Source organism: Rhodococcus sp. 3258, assembly GCF_031456475.1.
Classification (GTDB): Bacteria; Actinomycetota; Actinomycetes; order Mycobacteriales; family Mycobacteriaceae; genus Rhodococcoides; species Rhodococcoides fascians.
This window is the reverse complement of sequence record NZ_JAVDUT010000001.1, coordinates 1,259,903-1,282,695: the sequence shown is the minus strand read 5'-3', so window position 1 is coordinate 1,282,695 and position 22,793 is coordinate 1,259,903. Positions and strand designations below refer to the sequence as shown.

The 22,793-nt window shown below is 63.9% G+C and carries 12 protein-coding genes; 7 read left to right on the top strand and 5 right to left on the bottom strand.

Features of this window, described 5'->3' with window-relative positions; all coding sequences use genetic code 11:
* The first annotated feature begins 182 nt into the window (after window positions 1–182).
* Window positions 183–10,043, top strand: a complete 9,861-nt coding sequence (locus J2X62_RS05940; RefSeq protein WP_310178563.1) for a non-ribosomal peptide synthetase — start codon at window positions 183–185, stop codon at window positions 10,041–10,043.
* Complete coding sequence (locus tag J2X62_RS05935; protein ID WP_057473501.1) at window positions 10,043–10,918, top strand: cyclopropane mycolic acid synthase family methyltransferase; 876 nt, start codon at window positions 10,043–10,045, stop codon at window positions 10,916–10,918. Before J2X62_RS05940 ends, J2X62_RS05935 begins: the two co-directional genes overlap by 1 nt.
* 27 nt (window positions 10,919–10,945) lie before the next feature.
* Here the strand turns inward: J2X62_RS05935 and J2X62_RS05930 are convergent, their stop codons facing one another.
* Complete coding sequence (locus tag J2X62_RS05930) at window positions 10,946–11,740, bottom strand: endonuclease/exonuclease/phosphatase family protein (protein ID WP_027495505.1); 795 nt, start codon at window positions 11,738–11,740, stop codon at window positions 10,946–10,948.
* A gap of 162 nt (window positions 11,741–11,902) precedes the next feature.
* On the opposite strand from J2X62_RS05930, the gene J2X62_RS05925 reads away from it, so the two are divergent.
* Both J2X62_RS05925 and J2X62_RS05920 read left to right on the top strand, forming a co-directional pair.
* Window positions 11,903–12,091 carry a hypothetical protein gene (locus J2X62_RS05925; protein ID WP_139278405.1) on the top strand — a complete coding sequence of 63 codons (189 nt, stop codon included), beginning with the start codon at window positions 11,903–11,905 and terminating at the stop codon, window positions 12,089–12,091.
* Window positions 12,092–12,773: 682 nt separating this feature from the next.
* Entirely contained in the window at window positions 12,774–13,442 is a 669-nt protein-coding gene (locus tag J2X62_RS05920; RefSeq protein WP_310178553.1) for a hypothetical protein, read from the top strand.
* Window positions 13,443–13,451: 9 nt separating this feature from the next.
* Here the strand turns inward: J2X62_RS05920 and J2X62_RS05915 are convergent, their stop codons facing one another.
* The 4 genes from J2X62_RS05915 to J2X62_RS05900 all read right to left on the bottom strand — a co-directional run bounded on the left by J2X62_RS05915 (window position 13,452) and on the right by J2X62_RS05900 (window position 19,182).
* Complete coding sequence (locus J2X62_RS05915) at window positions 13,452–13,943, bottom strand: hypothetical protein (protein ID WP_179274463.1); 492 nt, start codon at window positions 13,941–13,943, stop codon at window positions 13,452–13,454.
* Window positions 13,944–14,109: 166 nt separating this feature from the next.
* Window positions 14,110–16,047: a primary-amine oxidase gene (locus J2X62_RS05910; RefSeq protein WP_094621435.1), complete on the bottom strand. Its 1,938-nt coding sequence runs from the start codon at window positions 16,045–16,047 to the stop codon at window positions 14,110–14,112.
* Window positions 16,044–17,504 carry an APC family permease gene (locus J2X62_RS05905; RefSeq protein WP_310178547.1) on the bottom strand — a complete coding sequence of 487 codons (1,461 nt, stop codon included), beginning with the start codon at window positions 17,502–17,504 and terminating at the stop codon, window positions 16,044–16,046. The genes J2X62_RS05910 and J2X62_RS05905 overlap by 4 nt, the downstream gene beginning before the upstream one ends.
* Before the next feature lie 172 nt (window positions 17,505–17,676).
* Window positions 17,677–19,182 carry an aldehyde dehydrogenase family protein gene (locus J2X62_RS05900; RefSeq protein ID WP_310178545.1) on the bottom strand — a complete coding sequence of 502 codons (1,506 nt, stop codon included), beginning with the start codon at window positions 19,180–19,182 and terminating at the stop codon, window positions 17,677–17,679.
* A gap of 385 nt (window positions 19,183–19,567) precedes the next feature.
* Here J2X62_RS05900 and J2X62_RS05895 point away from each other — a divergent pair, with 385 nt between their 5' ends.
* From J2X62_RS05895 to J2X62_RS05885, 3 genes are all read left to right on the top strand, one after another.
* Window positions 19,568–21,013: an APC family permease gene (locus tag J2X62_RS05895; RefSeq protein WP_310179355.1), complete on the top strand. Its 1,446-nt coding sequence runs from the start codon at window positions 19,568–19,570 to the stop codon at window positions 21,011–21,013.
* A complete protein-coding gene (locus J2X62_RS05890) occupies window positions 21,010–21,765 on the top strand; it encodes an IclR family transcriptional regulator C-terminal domain-containing protein (protein WP_310178541.1) in 756 nt (251 codons plus the stop codon). Before J2X62_RS05895 ends, J2X62_RS05890 begins: the two co-directional genes overlap by 4 nt.
* Window positions 21,766–21,980: 215 nt before the next feature.
* Window positions 21,981–22,688 (top strand): GAF domain-containing protein, encoded by a 708-nt coding sequence (locus J2X62_RS05885; RefSeq protein ID WP_032383068.1) that lies wholly within the window; start codon window positions 21,981–21,983, stop codon window positions 22,686–22,688.
* Window positions 22,689–22,793 lie beyond the last annotated feature (105 nt).

Sequence of the window (22,793 nt, the reverse complement as noted above, 5' to 3'; positions counted from 1 at the left end):
AGTCGGTCGAGTGCTTAGCCTAAAGGGGAGCGGAGGTTCCGGCGTACCTGTCGTCCGATCCGGGTAGAGCATTCACAATGGGTCGACTAGGTTTGTCACGGGCGATGTAGATCGACGTTGCTGGGCGGCACGTCAGCCGAAAATTCACGCCGTCGGAGCATATGCGTTGAGGAGGTCATCGAGTGTCGCCAGAGGTTGGTGAGCTGTTCGAGGATGGCCGCTTCCCTTTGTCCGCTGCTCAGATGAATATCTATCTCGCCCAGCAGCTGGCACCGGACGTGCCGTTCACCATTGCTCAATACGTCGAAATTCGTGGCGATATCGATCCGGCCGTATTGATCAGAGCCACGGACATCGCCTGCAGGCAACTCGAATCGCCCGCAGTGCGGATCGGACTGCACGACGGTCATCCGTATCAGTGGCGAGACCTCCGGGTGCCGTACGCGATGATCTATCGCGATTTCCGAGACCGCGAGAATCCCGTCAAGGATGCTCAGCGCTACATGGACGAGCAGTACCGTCGCCCCGTCGATCTGGTTCGCGATCAGTTGATCGCCTCCGAGATCATTCAGGTGAATGAGGCGCACTACTACTGGTACAGCCGCGCCCACCACATCGTCATGGACGGACTCGGCGCGATCTCCGTCCAGGAACGCACCGCCGCGGTGTACACCGCGTTGACCAACGGCACCGAAATTCCCAAGACGCGCGCCATCGGCGTCCGCGAAATCTACGACTACGAGGCCGCGTACCCCAACTCCTCTCGCTACGACACCGACCGCCAGTACTGGCTCGGCCGACTCGACGGCCACCTCGACGCACCCCGACTGGCCGGCAACACGTACACGCGCGCGGCACCGAGCGGCGTGACGGTGAGTGTGGGTGCCGTGCTGGACGCAGACCTCACCGAAGCCGTGGCGGCCGTGGCACATCGGTACAACAGCTCCGATGTTCCCGTCGTGCTCGCCACGTTCGCGCTGTATCTCGCGCGCATGACCGACACCGACGACGTGATGCTCAGCCTGCCGGTATCGGGCCGAGCCACCACCAAACTGCGGGAATCCTCCGGAATGATGTCCAACGTCGTGCCCCTGCGCATCGGCGTCGAACAGGGCGTGACCGTCGAAGAACTCCTGCGACGCATCCAGGTGGAACTCACCGGCGCGCTGCGCCACCAGCGTTTCCGCGTCGAGGACATGCAGCGCGAGACCGGCGACGGCACCGGCAGCGCCGCCGCTGGACGCGGAGTGTTCGGCCCCACGGTCAACATCATGATGTACAACAGCACAATTCGGCTCGGCGACGTCATCGGCGAATACCGCGTGCTCTCCAGCGGACCCATCGACGACATGATGGTCAACGTCTACCCCGGCGTCGCAGGCACAAGCACCCGCGTCGACTTCCTCGGCAACCCGGCCCTCTACTCCACCGACGAACTCACAGCCCATCACCGCCGGTTCCTGGCTCTGCTGCGTGCTGTGGTCAATGCCCCTGAGGGCCTTGCGGTATCGGAACTGGATGTGCTCGACGCCCAGGCCGAATCCGCGTTGCTGACAGCACGTCCAGTAGACACGGTCACGCCAGCGCCGCTGTCGTCGCTGCTGCGACGCGGTGCGGTGGTGCGTGCCGCGGGTGTCGACCAGTCCAGTGAGGACTTCACCAGGGTCGCAGAACACATTGCTGCCCAGCTGGTCTCGCTCGGTGCGGGCATCGAGAAGCGCATCGCCGTGGCGATGGAACGCTCCTACGAATCCCTGCTTGCCTCGTGGTCGGTCTCTACGGCCGGGGCGTCGTTCGTTCCGGTCGACCCCACGGAGCCCACCGAGCGGCTGGCTACGGTGTTGGCGGGCGCAGGCATCGAATTCGGTATCACCACCAAGGATGTGCTGGAACAGCTTCCGAGCACCATCGAATGGTTCGACATCGAGGATCTGCTCGACGCGAACGAACGTGACCTCGCGCCGCCGGCGTTGCACGTCGACAATGAGGCCTACGTCATCCACACCTCGGGATCGACCGGAAAGCCCAAGGCCGTCAGCGTCACTCATCGCGGCCTGGCGCAACTCACCGAGAACGTCGTCGATCGGTATGCCGTTACCGCCGACTCACGAATGCTGCACCTGGCCTCGCCGGTGTTCGACGCCTCCATCCAGGAGGTTCTCGCTGCATTCGCGTCGGGTGCCACCCTGGTGATCGCCCCGGCCGATGTCTACGCCGGGCCTGCCCTCGCCGCGTTCCTGGCCAGCGAGAAGATCACGCACCTGATCACCTCTCCGACGGTGCTGGCGACCCTCGATCCGGAGGATCTGCACTCCATCGAAGTCTTCGACGTCGGCGGCGAAGAGTGCCCACCCACGTTGCGCGACCGGTTCGCCACTCCTGAACGAACGATGCTCGACGCCTACGGCCCCACCGAGACAACGGTATTGGCGACACTGTCTGCCCCGATGGTCGCCGGTGAGCGCATCACGATCGGTGCGCCCCTACCGGGTGTTCGTGCGCTAATACTGGATTCGCACCTGCGGCCCACACCCCACGGCGGCGTCGGCGAGCTGTATCTCGGCGGCGACGGACTCGCCCGCGGATACGACGGCCAGCCAGGTACGACTTCGGCGCGGTTCGTCGCAGACCCGGGCGTGGCCGGAGCGCGGCTCTACCGCACGGGTGACATCGTCCGGTGGTCGTTCGACGGGTCCTCGCTCGAATACCTGGGCCGTTCCGACCAGCAGATACAACTGCACGGGCGTCGGCTCGAACTCGGTGAGATCGAAGCCGCAGCAACCTCATTCGCTGGAGTGACCGCGGCCGTGGCCGTCATCCGCGACGACCGGCTGGCCTTGTACGTCACCGGTGCCTCCGGCGGGCTCGACGGTCACCTGCGGAACCGGCTGCCGGCGTGGATGATTCCCCGTCACATCGTGGTTCTGGACGCACTGCCGATGACGGCAGGCGGCAAGGTCGACCGCCGGGCACTACCGGCCCCCACCGCGCCGACGGACACCGAGTACGTGCCGCCGCAGACCGAGACCGAACGCGCTGTCGCCGCAGCCTTCGCTGACGTCCTCGGCGTCGAGGAGGTGGGGCGCGAGCACTCCTTCTTCGAGCTCGGCGGTGATTCGCTCAGCGCCACCCGAGTTCTCGCTCGCCTCGGCTCGGGAGTCTCGCTCACCGCGCTATTCGCCGATCCCACCGTCCGCGCCGTCGCGGCCGCCATCGATTCTTCGGCCGAACGTGCAGTGTCGCTCGACTTGCTCGATACCGTTCTGCCGGAACATGTCCCGCTGTCGTATGCGCAGCAGCGCCTGTGGTTTCTCAACCAGTTCGACCCCACATCGCCCGCCTACAACATGCCCATTGCCATCCGGGTCGCAGCGGGTAGCGATGCGTCACTGGTTCTGACGGCACTGCGCGACGTCGCCGAACGACACGAAGCGCTGCGCACCTACTACCCGGACGACGGCGACGGGCCACGGCAGGTGGTGCGGCCCACCGACACCGTCCTGCTCGACGTACCGGCCCGCACTGTGCCCGAGCATCACCTCGACGACGCCGTCGCGGCTATTGCCGGGCAGGGGTTCGACGTCGCTGCCGACGTGCCCATCCGGGCAGCGCTGCTGAGCGTGGAGGAGTCCGGCGACACGGTGGTCGTCGTGGCAGTGCACCACATCTCGATGGACGGATGGTCCCTCGACCCACTCGTACGCGACTTCGCTTTCGCCCACGCATCACGCACGGCCGGTCATGCACCGACGTGGCCGCGCCTACGCGCGCAGTACGGCCAGTACTCGGTGTGGAACCGCGCGACGGTGGATGCGGTTGCCGACGAACAACTCTCGTTCTGGACCTCGGTGCTGGGGGAGCGCGACACCGCGTTGGCGGAATTGCCATCCGACTTCCCCCGGCCTGCCGTGCAATCGATGACCACCGATGCGGTTCCGTTCGAGATCGGGCCGGACCTGCATGCGGGAATCCGTGAGCTGGCGCGGTCGAACAACGCCACCACCTTCATGGTGGTCCATGCCGCGGTGGCTGCGGCCCTGAGTCGATTCGGCACGTCGAACCGTGTGGTGGTCGGATCGCCGACGGCCGGGCGAGGCCACGAAGCCCTCGACGAGATGGTCGGAATGTTCGTCGGAACACTCCCTCTCGCAGTCACAGTGGACCCGGCCGGCAGTTTCGTCGACCTGCTGGATGCCGTCCGTTCCGCAGACCTCGACGCCTTCTCACACTCGGACGTGCCGTTCGAGCGCATCGTCGACGCCGTGACGACCGACCGATCCCTGGACCGGCACCCGCTGTTCCAGGTGATGCTGGCATTCGACAACGCACCGCACCGATCGGTCGACGACCTGCCGTTCTCGGTGCTGGAGATACCCACTCGTACCTCCGAGTTCGACCTCAATCTCGTGCTGGAGGAATCCTCCGCCGCACAGGCCGAATCGGCCGGTCTCGCCGGACAGATCGAATATGCGGTGGACCTGTATCAGCGGGCCACCGTCGAACAGTTCGCGTCGGCGGTGACGGCACTCCTGCATGCGGCGGTGTCGGACCCCGCGTTCGTCGTCGGCGACCTCGCTCTTGCCGACGCACCGACACAACCGGTCGAGTCCGACACTGGCACGCTCCTGGACGTGTTGATCGGTGGTACAGCAGATTCGGTAGCGATCGATGGCCTGGAATCGCTGACGTACTCCGAACTCGATCGACGATCCAACCGGATCGCGAGACTGTTGATCGCCCACGGCGTCGGACCGGAAACCCTCGTCGCGTTGTCGCTCGAGCGCTCGGCCGAGTACATCGTGGCGCTGTGGTCCGTGGTGAAGGCCGGCGGCGCATTCGTACCGGTGGATCCCCGCTACCCGGCGGCCCGTCGGGAGCAGATGCTGGGGCCCATCGAGATCGGCTTCGGCGGAACGGAACCAGGAGTGGGGTGGGTCGAGGAGAGCGACGCGCAGACGTTCAACGACGCGCCACTGACCGACGACGACCGGCTGGCGACGCTCGACCCTGCGCACCCGGCCTATGTAATCCACACGTCGGGTTCCACCGGTACGCCCAAGCCCGTCATCGTGACGCATCAGGGTGTGTATTCACTGGCACAGCAGGTCGTTTCGCGCTACGGAGTCGAAGCGACATCCAGGGTGCTGCACGGATACTCGGTGAACTTCGATGCCGCAGTGCTCGAGCTCGTGCTTGCGTTCGGGGCCCGAGCGACCATGGTGATCGCGCCACACGGCCTCCTCGGCGGGGAGGAGATGGCCGGGTTCCTCGCCGAGCAGCGAGTGACCCACTACCTGTCCACGCCCGCGGTACTCGCGACGGTGCCGACGGTGGACGGCATCGAGACCGTCGCGGTCGGCGGAGACGTGCTCGGTGCCGGGGTCGTCGACGCGTGGTCGGCCGGGCGCTCGATGCTCAACGCCTACGGACCCAGCGAAGCCACGGTGGTGGCCACCCTGGCCGAATCTCTGCGCGCCGGAGAGCCCGTCACGATCGGTCGACCGTTGGACCACGTCGGAGCCTTTGTGCTCGACGACCGGTTGCAGCCGGTGCCGCTCGGTGGCGTCGGAGAGCTGTATCTCGCGGGGTCCGGTGTGGCTCGCGGCTACCGAGCAGATCCGGCGTCGACTGCCGCGCGCTTCGTCGCAACCGACGGCGGTGCCCGGATGTACCGGACCGGCGATCTTGTTCGACGTGAACTCTCGGGACTGCTCGACTACCGCGGTCGGCGCGACGACCAGGTGCAGATCAACGGTGTGCGCATCGAACTCGGAGACATCGAGAGCGCACTGACGGCGCATCCCGACGTCAGTGCCGCGACAGCACTGGTGGTCGACAACAGAATTCACGCCTGGGTGGTGGGAACCAGCGAGTTCGAGGCGGGCCAGTGGCTCTTGGACCGGCTGCCGTTGGCGATGCAGCCGGCCGTCATCACGTCGATCGATCGTATTCCGTTGACCGGCAACGGAAAGGTGGACAAGGAGGCCTTGTTGCCGGCGATGTTGCCCGACTCCGAACCGGGGGCCGGTCGCACGTTGACGCAGGACGTCATTCTCGGAATCTTCGCCGACACGTTGGGGGTCGACGTGCCGGCCGTCGACAGCAATTTCTTCGTCCTCGGGGGCGACTCCCTCGCGGCCACCCGCGTCGCCACCCGCATCAGCGCGGTGCTCGGCGTTCGGGTTCCGGTGCGGACGGTATTCGAAGCCCCCACCGCGACGCAGCTCGCGTCGGCGATCGAGGTGCTGTCCGACAACTACACCGCGCTCCCCGCGCTGGTGCACCGCGCGGATGCGCGCTCCTACTCCGGCCTCGCGCCGGCCGAGCGACGCATCTGGCTGCAGAATCGATACGACCCGACATCGGCGGCATACAACATTGCCTTCGAGGTGACGCTTCCGGACGGCCTCGACCTCGAGGTGTTGCGCGCGGCGATTGCCGATGTGCTGGAACGGCATACGCCGCTCCGCACGGTGTACCCGTCGACGGGCGGCGGGCCCGTCACCGTTGTCCTCGATCCGCAGATCGTGCTCTCGACACTGGACGACGCCCATGCGGGCATCGGCGGGGTGGCACAGCAGGGCTTCGACCTGACCGTCGAGGCACCGCTACGACTGATGCTCGCGGAACGTCGCGGTGAGCGCGTGCTGACCGTCGTCGCCCACCACATCGCGGTCGACGGCCTGTCGCTACGCCCACTGAGCCGCGACATCGAGACGGCTCTGCTGGCTCGAACGGCCGGAGCTACACCGCCGTTCACTCCACTCGCCGTCGACTATGCGGACTACCGGGTGTGGCAACGCGACGTCCTGGACGCGGTGGCGTCCGAGCAGCTCGACTTCTGGCGTCGCACGCTGGCCGGCCTGCCGGAATTCCTCGACCTGCCCACCGGCACTCCTGACGCCGAGCAGGAGGCGTCGGGAGTCCAGTTTGCCGTCGATGCAGACACTCTCGCGAGTCTGCGGTCGCTCGCGCATCGCTTGGGCGCGACGGTCTTCGTAGTCGTCCATGCGGCGCTGGCGGCCGTACTTGCCGAGGCCAGCGGAACTCGGGACATCGCCATCGGAACCCCGGTGTCGGGTCGAGCAGACCCGGCGCTCGACCACCTCGTCGGCATGTTCGTCGGCACCGTCGTCCTGCGGACCGACGTCGATCCGGCGACGACGTTCGAGGACTTCGTGACCGAGGTACGCAACCGGGATCTCGATGCCTTCGCGAACTCGGACGTGCCGTTCGAGTGGGTAGTGGACGCGGTGCAACCCACCCGCGCCGTCGACACGCACCCACTGTTCCAGGTGCTTCTGGCATTCGGTGACATCATTACGCCCACAATCGAATTGGGTCCGAGCGCCGTCAATCCGCGTCGAGTGGACATCACGGCGACGCAATTCGATCTGGAGTTCGTCGTCGAAGAATCCGATGCCGGGCTGCTGGGCACTCTGGCGTATTCCGCCGACCGGTTCTCCCAGGCGGTCGTCACAGGACTGGCAGAACGTCTGACCACGGTGTTGAACACGGTCGCCGCGGCACCGGACCTTCGGCTCGGCAGTGCAGAATTCGGTCAGGGCGGATCGGCGGTCGTGTCCCGCCGAGACGGCACGGCCGATCAGTCCACACTGGCTCAAGTATTCGTGCGGGCGGCGAGTAGCTGGCCCGACAACATCGCGGTGATCGACGACTCGCGTTCGATGACCTACCGCGAGCTGGACAGGCAATCGAATGCACTGGCCGACAAGCTCATCCGGGCCGACGTCGAGCCGGGATCGTTGGTGGCGATCGCTGTGCCGCGGTCGGTCGAGTACCTCACCGCGATCTGGGCCGTGGCCAAGACCGGTGCCGGCTTCCTGCCGATCGACCCGTCTCAGCCCGCCGCGCGAGTACGGGAGATTCTCGATCGCGCAGCCCCCGTCACGGGAGTCGCTTCCGTGGACTTCCACTCGGCCGGAAACGACTGGCTCACGGCTGATGGTGACGAGCTCGACCAGTTCCAGGTACGCGCAGTCTCCGTCGACAGCACGGCGTACGTCGTCTACACCTCGGGATCCACCGGGGCACCCAAGGGTGTGCGGGTGACGCACCGCGGAATCGCGAATCTCGTTCAGAACCAACGAGACCTGTTCGACGTTCAGCCGGCATCACGGGTGCTGCAGTTCGCGTCACCGAGTTTCGATGCGTCGATCTTCGAGACACTGATGGCCGTCGGGGCCGGAGCGAGCCTGGTGATCGTGCCGCCCGAGGTGCATGGAGGGCGTGAGCTCGAAGCGCTCATCGAGCGGCACCAGGTGACCCACGCCTGCCTCACGCCGACCGTGCTGCAGGTGACCGACTCCGCGGCTCTGGCTTCTCTTCGTGTGGCCGTCATGGCCGGCGAGGCCGCCAATTCTGCACTGCTGCAGCGATGGTCGCAGGATCGCTCGGTGTTCAACGCGTACGGGCCCACCGAGGGAACCGTCATGAGCACCTGCACCACGCATCAGCGAGACTGGGCATCGGCTGCGGTGACCATCGGCGAACCGACCCTCGGATTCGACACGGTGGTTCTCGACGCCCGTCTGCGACCGGTGGGCACCGACGTCGTCGGGGAGCTGTACCTGGGCGGGGCCGGCCTGGCCGACGGGTACGTGGGCGACGCTGCGTTGACGGCGAGCAGCTTCGTCGCCAATCCCTTCGGCGACGGCAGGCTCTATCGCACCGGCGATCTGGTGCGGTGGGTGTCGCGCGAGACCGGACGCGAACTCGAATACCTGGGCCGGGTGGATTCACAGGTGAAGATCCGCGGCCATCGCGTCGAACTCGCCGAGGTCGAGGCGGCATTGCTGCGTCACCCCACTGTGCGTCAAGCCAGCGTGATCGGGCATGCGAACTCCTTAGCTGCCTACGTGGTGGGTGCGGTCGAACCGCGAGAGACTCGCGACTTCCTCGCGCGAACGGTGCCCGCCTACATGGTGCCCAGCACGGTGACCGTCGTGGATGCACTGCCGATGACGTTGTCGGGCAAGGTCGATACGAGCAGGCTGCCCGAACCCACAGTGATGTCGACCGAACGACGCGCGCCGGTCTCGTCCACCGAAGTACTCGTACACACCGTGTTCTCCGACGTGCTGCACATCGCCGGCGAGGACATCGGTATCGACGACAATTTCTTCGACCTCGGTGGGCATTCCCTCTCGGCGGTGCAGGTGATGGACGCCCTCGGCGACAAGCTGAGCCGTCGAATTCCGATCAGTGCACTGCTCGCGCATCCGACGATCACGGCACTGGCCGCGCACCTCGATACCGGCGATGACGACAACGCATCCAGCGGCGCGTTCGACGTGCTGTTGCCCCTGCGGACCGACGGCGTGGGCGCACCCCTGTTCTGTGTGCATCCGGCCATCGGAATTGCCTGGAGCTACTTGTCGTTGCTCGGGGAGACGGACCGCCCGGTGTACGGCCTGCAGGATCCGGGCATCTCGAACCGTGACGCTGCGCCGTCGTCGATCGAGGAGTTCGCTTTCGCTTACCTGCGTGAAATCCGAAAAGTCCAGGCACACGGGCCTTACCACCTGCTGGGGTGGTCGCTCGGCGGTGTGATCGCCCACGCGGTGGCCGTGCAGTTGCAGTCGGAAGGCGAGGACGTCGCGCTGCTGGCCCTCGTCGATGCGCAACTCGCGGCACCCGACGACGCCGAGGAATTCGGCGTCGACGATCTGGCTCGTCAGCTCGGGGTCGAGGCGACGTCCTTCGAGGACATCGTTGCGGAATTACGAAGTACGCGAACCGAACTGGCATTTCTCACCGAGGACGACCTGCGCGCCATGTATCGACCGGTCGTCTCGGCTCCCAGCTGGGCCGCGTCGTACGAGCCGGCGGTGTTCGTGGGCGATGTCCACTACTTCGCTGCCCGCGGCTCGGACGGCGCGAAGCACTGGACGGCTCTGGTCGACGGCCGGATCTCGGTGACAGAGGTCGATGTGGAACACGAAGACATGCTGGGCGAGCAGGGTGCCCGTGCACTAGGCCGAGTGATCGGCACCGATGCTGTGGGGAAGGGTGTGGCGTGATGAACCAACAACTGGAGCCGTTCGTCGATGATGTGCGAGCACATTACGACTTGTCGGACGATTTCTTCGCGCTATTCCTCGATCCGAGCATGACGTACAGCTGTGCCTACTTCGAGCGTGACGACATGACGCTGGAGGAAGCGCAGACGGCCAAGATCGACCTGGCGCTGGGCAAGCTCGATCTGAAGCCAGGCATGACACTGCTCGATATCGGTTGCGGCTGGGGTGCTCTCGTCAAACGGGCGGTGGAGAAGTACGACGTCAACGTCATCGGTCTGACGTTGAGCCGAAACCAGTACGACCGTGGCCGCGCGCTCGTCGCCGACCTCCCGACCGAACGCAACGTCGACATCCGGTTGCAGGGCTGGGAGGAATTCGACGAACCCGTCGATCGGATCGTCAGCATCGGCGCGTTCGAGCACTTCCGACGTCAGCGGTATTCGGCGTTCTTCGCGAAGTGCCGTTCGGTGTTGCAGCCGGGTGGGCGAATGTTGTTGCACACCATCGTCATTACCCCGCCCGACCCAGCCTCCGGGGGTGGACTCACGCGTGAGGATGCGCATTTCTCCCGCTTCATTCTGCGTGACATCTTCCCCGGTGGGCAGTTGACGTTGGTCAAGGTGGTGAAGGCGAAAGCGGCCGAGGCGGGATTCGAGTTGCTCCGCGAGCATGCACTGGGACCGCACTATGCACGGACACTCGACACGTGGGCCGAGAAGTTGATCGCGTCCAAGGACGAGGCCATCGCGCTGTCGTCGGAAGCGACCTACGACAAATACGTGCAATACCTCACCGGGTCGTCGGAGCGATTCAAGAACTCACGCATCAACGTTGTGCAGTTCACCCTCGAAGCCGGGGACACGCCTGCGGAGTGATGTTGAGACCGCGCTCGTACTCCCAGGTCAGATTTCCAGCATCAGTGCGCGGTGATCGGAAACCTCGGGCTCGGCCACGATCTCGAAATTACGCACAGCCGCGGTGGACGAGACCAGAACATAGCTGGCATGACGTACCGGTTTGGTGTAGCTCGATGCCCGGGTATCGGCGTTGCCGACGAGGTCGACCATCCCGTGTTCCCTCAGCACGTGGAACGTCGTGCTCGACGGAAGGAGATTAAGATCACCGCAGAGAACTGCGACATCACTTGTGCCACAGGCTTCTTCAACGATCACCGCTAGTCTGCGGGCCTGCTCGGCGCGGGCGGGGGTGTCCTGTTTACCCGCCGGATCTCGAAGGCCGTGCAGCTGGATTACGGAGACTGTCTTCCCACCGAGACGGTCTCGGACTGTCACTGTGAGTGCTGAGCGAGGTCGGTCCTCGACATCCCAGTCCGTGTAGTCGACGAACTGCGAGTGCACGAATCGGGCGTCGAGCCCGATAACGGGAATGTCGTCTCGAACCCATGTTGCGATGCCGAAGTCCTGTCGCAGCCGAACGCCTTCGTCGTCGGTCACCGGACCTGCGTCGTTAGCAACGAAATATGGGGTGTATCCGGGCAGTGCGGAGGACACGTCATCGAAGAGGTTCAACCGTTGCGGGAGCGTCCTCTCACCGTCTGCGAAGGTAGCCCATCCCGACCTCTGTGGAGTGCGCGTAACTTCTTGCAAGCAGACGATGTCTGCATCGACGGCGCGCAGCCAGGGTAAGAGCTCGTCGTACATCGCTCCACCCCAAGCGTTGACCGACACCACTCTCACAGACCAAAAGTACCCCAGCGGGTGGTCGAAGCGAACCGAAAATTTGCGCAGCAACTCTTGACTGCACTTTTCAACTATGTACTCTGGCTAACGACAATGGTCGTGTGCATCTCGTTTTCGTCGTCCGGTCCGAGTGAATCTGCTTCTGATGTCGGAGGATCCATGCAGACAGTTTTCTGGGCACCGCGTTTTGCGGCTGTGTATTTCCTCGCGGCTCTCGCGTCGCTGGTCCTGTTCACTACCATCGGCGCGAACATGGCGATAGCGGCACCGCTGATCCTGGCCCTCGTAGGGATGGGAATCGCTGTGTTGATTCGTAGTCGCACCGGTTCGTCCGTGACGCGTTCCTGAAGCCGGCTTGCAGAGCCGGGACTCACACCGCTGGATTACGCGGCGTCTTTTTCAGGTGGTGGTTCGTACGTTGTTCGGCCCGGTGACTCGTCGGCGGACTCCTCGACATCCGCTCGACGGATGCCACGACCGATCCACACGGCGGCGAGCGCGCCGATCAGCAACCACACGGCAACGAAGCCGAGAACCCACCACACGAGCCGCATTCGTTGCCGGGCACTGGTTGGATGGGTGCGAGTTTCGGCCGAAGTCGTAGCGCTCGCGGCAACGTTCACCCAAACCGCAGCTGCGCCATTCCGGCGGTCATCGGCTCCGCTGTTGGAATCATGGCGACCGAGGTCGCGACGACTCCATACGGCCAGACAGTGGGCTGAGGGTTTACGCTCGCTGACCCGAAAGAGGAACTAGACAAACGTTATGCGCCCGCAGTGGCACCAGTAAGTTCGAGGATCAATGCGCTGGTCCGGGTGGTCATCGGGCCGCCCCAGCTAGTGGAATGGCCATGACATTCCGGTTGACGGTTGGTGCATAACGCGAGAAATGCTCCTCCTCGTGTGGGCCCGCAGAGATGGGTTGGTCGTGTGCAAGGCTTTCGCAGCGCGCGTGCACGTGTCATCTGTGCCACGATCGAGCCGCGAAGAGGTGCCCCGCCCCAAATGTTCGTCGACGAGGAATGCCCACCATGAAGATTGCTCGACTCGGTGTTGTCAGTGGACTGCTCACCACCCTGGCTCTCGCGTTCACAGCGGCCACCACCGGCACCGCGGCCGCAGCGCCACTTCCCTTGGTTGGCCCCGGTAGTGGGTTCGTCACCACCGGTGGGCTCGACGATCTCACTGTCTGTTCCATCGCGGCCGTCGGGCACGACGACGCGGGCCGGCTGGTCGCCCTCACTGCCGGACACTGCATCCTTCGGCCGGGACTTCCCGTCACGCTCGTCGGCTCGCCCACGGCCCCGGTCGGCACCACCGCCGTCGGGCATTGGGGCCCTGATTACGGCGTCATCGTTCTCGACCCCACCAAAGTCGTACCCGTCAACAGTCTGGGCGGAATCACCGTCACCGACATCGGTACCGGATCGGTGGGGCAGCCCGTCTGCAAGACCGGGCTCGGCAGCGGAGTGACATGCGGCAGCATCGTCGACGCGCGCGGCAGCGACCTGATGTCCGACGCGCTCACTGTCTGGTCCGACTCCGGTGGACCTCTGGTCGTCGGCACCACCCTCGTCGGCATCACGAGCCACGCCTCCGGGGTGCCGCTGCTCAGTCCCACCGCGTACGCGTCGGCGGCGGAATCTGTTCGGCTGCTGAATCAATCAGGTGCGCCGGGGGCCGGCTTCCGTCCGGTGTGAGCCGGTGCGCTAATGCCCCGACGTCGTCCCGTGATGGAGATGGTCGAGCGAGATCTCGAATGCAGCATCCAGGCGCACGTGGTCGTTCGTCAGGAGTAGGTCCAGTTGCAGGCCGCGGATCTGAGCAAGAAACAGCGTTGCCCGCGGGATGGCTTGTTCCTCGGTCCATCCATCTGCTCGAAGTCGGTCGGCGATCAGTTCCACCCAGTTCCCGATCATGAACTCGGACAGGTCGTCGCCGGTCAGGAAGCTTGCGGCGGCGCAGTTGGGCGTGTGGTGGCGAACAGGGCCGCCGTAGCGAACACCACTTCGGTCGCCGCGAGAGCAAAAGCGGCCGTCGAGCCCGGCATAGCCGTAACGGGGTGCGCTGTCGCTAACGCTCCATGATGACCGAGGTGAGATCCCGTCGAGCTCATGTTCTGGTGGAGGGCAATCATTGCGATGTTCATGATCGCTGTCAGGGCCCATCCAGTGGGCGTCGGTCTCTTCCACAGATGCCATGCGCAGTAGATACACCCGAGAGCCATCACGGCAAGAAGTGACGTGTGCACGATGCCGTGGCCAGCTATGCCTCCCGTGTGCACTGCTGCAGAGGCGACGGCCAGGACGGACCCCGCCCGCCCCGCCCATACTCGGGCGGGGCGAACGGGGAGAAGCGTCTCCATGGTCACTCCTCGGAGCAGCAGTGCTTCGCCGTGGACGCCGGCGCATTCAAGGTGGGGTTGCGATCGAAGAATCCCACCGGCTTGAGCTTGAATCCGGCGTAGTCGACCGGCATGACCGGCCAGTCCTCGGGCCGCGGGAAGTGCGTCAGCCCGAAGGTGTGCCAGAGAACCAAGTCTTCACCCTCGACATTGCGATCGTGTACGACATAGGCGGGCAGGCCACTGTTTCCGGGGTGTTGGTTGACGAAATCACCTGCCGGATAACGTTCCTTCTTGTCGTACGGTGTGACCCACAGGTGCTTGGTCGCGAACGCTGCGCGGGAAGCGATGGAGCTGCTGGGATCGGCAAGCAAGACCGGTTGACCTTCGGGATGCAGCGCGTAACCGACGTCCTGGCCGAGTCTGTTCTGCTTCTCCGGATTGGTGATGTGCCAGACCCGGGCTTTTGAATTGTCGGCCAGACGCTGCCCGTCGGCCTCGCTGCGAATCGTGGTCTTCTTGGGACGAAACGCGTTGCCCCACGGATTGTCCGGGCCGATCGGCACCGGCACCGCGTCCACCTCGGTGACCGTGTTGGTCTGCCCGTCGACTTCCATGTCCAATCTGGCCGAGAACAGGTGCTGATGGAATGGTGCGCCCAGACCGGGGGCCATTTCGGTCGAGAAGCCGTCCTCGCCTCGGTAGGCCGAGGTGAACACGATTCCGGTGGCCTTGGCTTCGAGCTCGATGGTGCCGTCGAGGTAGAGGTACCAGTAGAAACCGTAGTCGTAGTTGCCGATGGTCAGGAAGAACGAGATGACCAGTCGGCGTGATCGTCTCGTCTCGGCCATACCGTTGAACAGGTCGGTGTGCTTCCAGAGGATTCCGTAGTCTTCCTCGTGCAGGCAGATCGCGTTCTTCATGACCTTGGGATGCCCGGATTCGTCGGCGACGGTGACGTCGAAGTACTGGATCTCACCGAGGCAGTCACACCCCAGTTCCAGGGCGTTGGTGTAGCGGCCGAACAGGTACTCACCCTGATCGAAATAGTTCTGCCAGTACCGCACGGGCGAGGGGTCGGCGTAGGGGACGACCATCTCGGCTATCGAGGCTCGGTAGATGACGGGTCGCTCGATGCCACCATCGTTGAACGAGAGCTGATGCAGCGTCAGTCCCTCTCGGACATCGAAACCGAACTTGAACTTCCAGTCGGCCCAGGTGATTTCGTTGCCATCGACGGAGAAACTTGCTCCGTCGGGTTGGGTGATCTCGATCGGCTTGAGGTCGGTACGGGTGGTGGAGGCGTGCGGTTCGGCGTTCCACTCGCCGCGTTCGGCCGGAACAGGCAGTACGACGTCGTCGACGACCTTGAGAATTTTGCGTCCGGTGAGGTCGACGTAGGCCACGACGCCGTCGATCGGGTGCGCCCAGGGCAGATCCGCCTCGTCTTCCTGGTAGAAAGCCAGCACTCGAACGATGCGGCGGCCCACCTCGTCCTCGTGCCCGAATACCCCGGCCGAGAGGGGAACTGCGCGCACTTTCGACGGGTCGAGCGAGCGGAGTTTCATGGCAGCAAGCCAGTCTGCACTCTCGAGCATGAACGATTCGATGTCGTCGAATTCGGCATCGAGAATGGGTACGTGCCCGTCGTTCGCGGTATCGATGATGGTCGATGTGACGACTTCCCCTGCGGTCACCGAGACGATGTTGTCGGTTCCGATTCCGGTGGCACCGTCCAGGAGTAGTGCCCGAACCCGTCGGTCGATGTCCAACCCGGGTTCGAAGGCGTGCACCACCGATTTTTCTGGTTCGTCGAGACCGACGTAGACGAACTGCGTCGACGTCGTCACGAGCCCGGCTTCGCTGAGAATTTCTCGTGCAGTGGTGATTTCGTCGGCAGTCAACGTACTCAGCGGGTGCGTGACGGTCCGTTGAGTGATGTCAGAGTCGAGCATTGTCATCGTGCGGGTTCCTTGTTCCGTGTGGAGTCGATGGATGCAGCGTGTGGACGAAGGACGGCGACGACGACGCCTCCGAGGAAAACTCCGACGAGGAGTACGGCGATGAGCGCCGCGAGAGTGGTCGAGCCGCCGACCAGCAGCGGCAGGTTGATGACTGTCATCACCAGTAGCGCGGCCAGTCCAACGAGCCCCAGTAGCGGTGCGACAACAGTGTTCCAAGGGCGCGAGATAACGTCGTTGCGCTGGAAATAGACGAGCACGGCCACCGAGGTGATGGTCATCAAGGCGACGATCCCCACCGAGGACACACCGGCGAACCACGCGAACACCTCGGTAACGGGGTCGAGCCCGGCGACTGCCGAAACCAGCACGAGGACCAACGCGGACACGGTCTGAACGACGGATGCAATGTAGGGGGAAGAGTGCTTGACGTGGGCACGTCCGCATCGAGCGGGCAGAGCGGAACTGTTCGCCAGGGAGAAGATGTAGCGTGCGAGCACGTTGTGAAAGGCGAGCAGAGCCGCGAAGAGACTCGAGATCAGCAGGATCTGAACCAGGTCGCCGGCGACCGCGCCGACGTAGCGGGTCGCGGTCTCGGTAATCATTCCTTCGGGATTGTCCGTGGCGATCGCGACGGCACCGTCATCGCCCCACGCGCTCACCATGGCCCAACTGGAGACAGCGTAGAACACGCCGATGATGATCAGGGCCAGGTAGGTGGCTCGCGGGATCGTACGTGCGGGGTCGCGAGCCTCGTCGCGGAAGACGGCAGTCGCCTCGAATCCGATGTAGCCTGCGATAGCGAAGATCAGCGCAATTCCCGGTGCGCCGGAAAAGAATTCGCCGGGGTTCAGCGCGGCGGTGGACAGTCCGGTCTCTCCGCCACCGTGAGCGATCACGGCGGCGTCGATGACCAGCACGACGCCGACTTCGCAGATCAACAGAACGCCGAGGATCTTGCCGGACAGGTCGATGTGGCGGTAGCCGAGTGTGGCGACCACTGCCATCACGGCGACGGCATATGCGTACCACGGTATTTCGGGCCCACCGTGGGTGGTGACGAAGTCGTTGATCGCGGCACCCATGTATCCGTATACCGCACCTTGCACGGCCGTGTACGACAGCAGTGCAAGGAACGCCGAACCGAGGCCGGCATGGCGGCCCAGACCACGTGTTATGTAAGTGTAGAAGGCACCGGCACCAGGTACGTGCTTGGCCATCGTCGTGAAGCCGACGGCAAAGAGCAGCAGAACGACCGTGCACACGACGTACGACGCGGGGTACGCTGCGCCGTTTCCGACGGCGATGCCCAACGGCACGGTGCCGGCGATGACGGTCAACGGGGCAGCGGCGGCCACGACCATGAAGACGATGGCACCTGGTCCGAGCGTGCCGCTCAACGTCGGCGGGCCCCCGTTCGGGGCGGCGCGACCCGCGGCGGAAGATGTTGTTGTCATGGTGTTCTCGTATCTTTCGAAAGAGTAGGAGGTTCGTGGACACAAGCGTGGTCGGCAGATTGGTCGAAGCAATTGCCGGCGCGTCACAGTTGCTCGACAGCGAACGGGAGCGGTGGGTGACGAATTCTCATTCGCATCGAGGCGGCCGTAACATCACCCACCCCGCACCGTCTCAGAGTGAGATATTCACCGACTTGCCCTGGGTGTATTCGCCGATGGCACCCTCGCCGAGTTCACGACCCCAACCGGACTGCTTGTAGCCCCCGAAGGGCAGGGCGGTGTCGAAAGCGTTGTGGCAGTTGATCCACACCGTCCCGGCCTTGATTTCTGCGGCGACATCGTGCGCCTTGGACACATCGCGCGTCCACACGCTGGCCGCCAACCCGTACGGAGTGTCGTTCGCTGCAGCCCGCACACCTTCGCTGGGTGAGAACGGGACTGCGACGGCAACGGGTCCGAAGATCTCTTCCTGATAGACGCTGAAATCGTTCCGCACGTCGACCAACAAGGTGGGCTCGACGTAGAAGCCATGCTCACCGTGGCGCTTTCCGCCTGCAAGTGCACGAGCGCCGTCGGCAATACCTGCGTCGATGTAACCGGTGACCTTGCCGAGCTGCTCTCCCGAGATGAGTGGGCCGATGTCGTTGGTCGGGTCCATGCCCGGCCCGATTTTCTGTGAACGTGCGAAATCGGCGATACCTTCGGTGAATTCGTCGAAGATTCGATCCTCGATCAACAAACGTGTTCCCGCGGTGCAGGCTTGCCCGTGGTTGAACAGGAAACCGCTGGCAACCCCAGGTATGGCCGATTCCATATCGGCGTCTGCGAAGATCACCTGAGGACTCTTGCCGCCGAGTTCGAGTGAGACCTTCTTCAAATTTCCCGAGGCGGCCTGCACGATCTTCTTGCCGACCTCGGTCGAACCGGTGAAGGCAACCTTGTCCACGTCCTGGTGGGACGACAGCGCGGCCCCGGCATCGCCGAAACCGGTGACGACATTGAAGACACCATCGGGAATACCGACGTCCGCGATGACTTCGGCGAGCAGTAGAGCCGTCAACGGCGTCTGCTCGGCCGGCTTGAGGACCAGGGTGTTGCCGCACGTCAGGCCAGGTGCGACCTTGAACGCGGCCATGACGAGGGGAAAGTTCCACGGAATGATCTGCGCGCACACACCGATCGGTTCGCGCAGTGTGTAGGCGTGGAATCGGCCACCCGGAGCCCACGGCACCGACACCGGAATCGTGCGTCCTTCGATCTTCGTGGCCCACCCGGCGTAGTAGAAGAAGATCTCGGCCGCCCACGTGACATCGACTGCCTGAGCGACAGCCACGGACTTACCGTTGTCGATCGACTCGAGCTGCGCGAACTGCTCGGCCCGAGCGAGGATGCCCTCCCCGATCTTCCACAACAAACGCTGGCGTTCCGCAGGCGTGACCCGCCGCCACTCGCCGGAATCGAACGCCCGGCGAGCCGCCGAGACCGCACGATCTACGTCCTCGGCCCGGCCATGTGGAACGGTGGTAATCGCCTCTCCCGTAGCAGGGTCGACCGTCTCGAACGTTTCTCCAGAGGCGGCGTCGACCCAACATCCGTCGATGAACATCTGTTTGGGCGTGGAGATGAAGTCTCGTACATCGGAACGAAGACCGGTTGGTGAGCTCGTTACTGCAGTCATGGATTTCCTTACAGTCGGATCGAAAGTTACTGAGGCAGAGTGTCGTTGGGCCTGAATAACCTGGCTCGTCAGGCGTCCCGAAACCGACAGTAGAACAATGCGTGCTCCAGGTCACCGCAAATTTCGAGTGAGTATGTGCCCCGAAGTAATTCTCATTCGACTGCAGGAAGCATTCTCATTTCGAGATGCGCACCGCGACCATGTCAGGGGCACTTCCGATGTGCCGACCGGCGGCATTCGCGTCCCGGGTGCGCTCGCATTCTCATTCGAGGCAACCAAGCGTTCACTGCTTTCGCAGATTCGTAACCAACGGACGGGCTATCGTGCAGCATCGACCGCCGCGTCGGATCGTGACCCAGAGAAGAGGTGCCCAGTGAACAAGAAAATGTCGATACGGACTCGTTCACCGGTCGCGGGACTCGGACGGGCACGACTGACGTTCGCGCAGGTGCTCGCTCAATCGGTGTCCGCCGTGGCTCCCTCTGCGGTGATGGTGACCCTCCCGGCGCTCGTGATTCCGGACGCCGGAAGAGCAACGATCGCGGTCTTCGCTGCTGCCGCCCTGTTGGTGACCTTGGTGGGCTACAGCGTCGGGGTGTTCGCCGAGCGCATGGTCTCGGTGAGCGGCCTGTACAGCTATGTTGCCAAGGGGCTCGGCGCAGTTCCCGGTTTCGCAGCCGGGTGGTCGTCGGTCATCGGTTATGCCGCAGCAGCTATGGCGAGCGTGCTCGGTGCAGCCAGTTATTCGACTGTTCTTCTCGGTCGACTGGGGGTGCAGACAGGAACGGCGACGGTGGCCTTCCTGTCGGTTGTCGTGGGCGCGGTGGCCCTGATCTTGATGATTCGAGGCATCCGCTTTTCCACTCGCATCACTCTTGCCGTCGAAGTATTCGCGATCGTGGTCGCGGCCGTAGTGCTGGCAGTCGTGTTCGTTCAGACCGTCGGCGGGGTTCCGGCAGGTCCGGATCCGCCGGCGGGGGAGGGCAGCCCGGCCGGCATCGGATTCGTTGTCCTGCTTGCCATCACGTCCTACGTAGGTTTCGAGAGCGCGGGAACGGTTGCGCGCGAGGCTCGCAACCCGCTCACGTCGGTGCCGCGTGCGATCAGGTGGACGCCGATCGTGCTCGGTGTGCTGTACGTGGGCGCGGCGGGCGCGCAGCTATCAGCTCCCGTGCACCAGAACGAGATGTTGGCCATGGTGTTGACTCTGCCGGATTCGTCCGGCGCAGCGGCCGGCGCGCTGTCGGTCATCATGGAACTCGGGATCACTGCCTCATGGTTCGCATGCGTGCTGGGATCGACGACAGCATTGTCGCGCATTCTGTTCGCGATGGGACGCGAAGGCGTCGCACCGACCGCCATGGGGCGCACACATCGACGGTTCGACACCCCGCATGTCGCTCTCGCCGTGGTGATGCCGGTGATCGTCGCAGTACCGGTGATCTACCAACTGTTCGCTGCATCGACCAGAGAGGTCCTGTTGGGATTGTTGACAGTCTCAGCGCACGGATATGTCGTTGCGTACATCTTGGTGTGTGTCGCTGCACCGAGCTTTCTGCGCAGAATCGGCGAGTTGACGATTGTCCCTTTGCTCGTTTCGGGAGGGGCAGCACTTCTGTTGGCCGCGGTGGTGGTGTGGGCAGCGGTGTCGCCGGCCTACACGTCGGGCGTGGGAACAGCTGTGTACTCGGCACTGATCGCCGCGGGTTTCGGAGTCCTTCTCGTTCGGTGGCGGGCCGAACGCGGGGTGTTGGAACGGGTGGGTGTGTACGACGAGACAATCGCCGACGACGTCGTATCTCGGTACCGTCCGTGGGAGGTGCGCAGTTGAGCGGCGGAGACAGCTCGTTCTCGGGCCGACAACCGAAGGCGGTCCAGAGTGCATTGAGAGTTCTCGAGGCCGTGGCCAGAGGCGGTACCGGTATCACGGCGAAAACCGTTGCTGCCGAGCTGGACCTGCCGTCGGCCACCACGTACCGACTACTGAACATCCTCGCTGGGGAGGGATATCTTGTACGTCTGCCGGACCTGTCCGGATTTGCGCTCGGTCACAAAGTCGGAGTGCTGATCGACGCAGCAGTAGCACCGACGGTGTGCACTGCAGCAAGGGAGCTGCTCGCCGAATTCAGACTCACCGTGCGGTTCGGCGTACATTTGGCCTACTTCACCAACTCGGGCATCCGGATCGCGGACGAAGACCCCGAATACCCACTGCAGCACGACGAATCGTTCCTCAATCGGAACCTGCACGCAGGCGCCCTCGGCAAGATGCTTCTCGCCGAGAAGGACGACCCCCTGTCGCTGCTATCGGCATCCGGATTGGCTGCGATCACGCGCGCGACCATAGTGACGCGTAGCGAACTGGCAGCATCGTTGACCACGGTCCGAGCGGAGGGGTTCTCACAACAGGTCAACGAAATTGCCTTCGGCACTGCATGTATCGCCGTGCCGCTGAGAACCTCATCCGGATCGCTGTTCGCCGGTCTCGCATTGTCCGGTAGTGCCCAGCACGAGCACGCGTTGCGGCGTTGTGTCCCGTCGATGGTCGAGACTGCAACGCGATTGGTGCCACTGCTCGTCTGAGGTTCCCAATCGGCAATGGACTACGAGACCGGCATCAAATGGCGGCCGAAGAAGTCAAGCGGTTCATCATAGGAATTGTCGATCAACGAAGAACCACCCATCCCCATTCGTGCTGAACCGGATCGAAACAAGAACACACGAGCCAGGCTCCAGTGAGCCGGGGTCGCCGTCCGATCGCTGCGCGCAACAGCGCGTAGTGAACTACCGTCCGATAGGTGGACTTGGGAAAAACCGGATTCGGAGATCGAATCAACAGGCTGTTGACGCACCATGCCGACAAGGCCGGCGAGTCCCTCAACACCTACGCACGTCGGGCAATCATCACTCGCCTCGTCACCGAACTCGAACGAGAGTCCTCACCGGAAGTGGCCGCCGTGCTCGCGGACGCCCGCAGCTTCGAGTACGAGAACATCGAGTTGTCCGACCCTGATTCGACGTCGCTTCCGCAGACGTACCTGCAGATCGGCGACGTCGACCGTCTCGCCGCGGTACGAGCTACGGGCATGATCGGCAGTTCTCGTGACGAGCAGTTCGACAAACTGGCCCGGATGACACTGCGAGCCATGGGAGCACAGGGTGCGTCGATCTCGTTCGTCGACGATCACACGCAATTCATCAAAGCCAGCGTCGGAACATCGGGAACGGCAGCGCAACCACAGACCGTAGCGGTGGAACGGTCGGCGTGCCGTGTCGTGGTGGAAACCGGCGAAACGCTGGTAGCGCAGGACATTCGAGAGCATGCGCTATTGAGGGATCATGCGACTGCGGATCTGATCGCCTATATGGCAGCGCCGATCAAGTCCGACGCGGGTTTCACCGTCGGAATGCTGGATGTGTGGGACTACCGGCCACGTAAATGGACGTCGGGCCACGTGAAGACCCTTGAAGACATCGCCTGGCTCATTCAACAGCGAATTCGTTGACAGCAGCGCTGTTTCGACAGTGACAATGCTTGCGTTGCACGCCGGGAGAACGTGAAGGGTGATATGTCTTCGCTGTACGAAATGTCGACTGCCGAACGGCGTCAC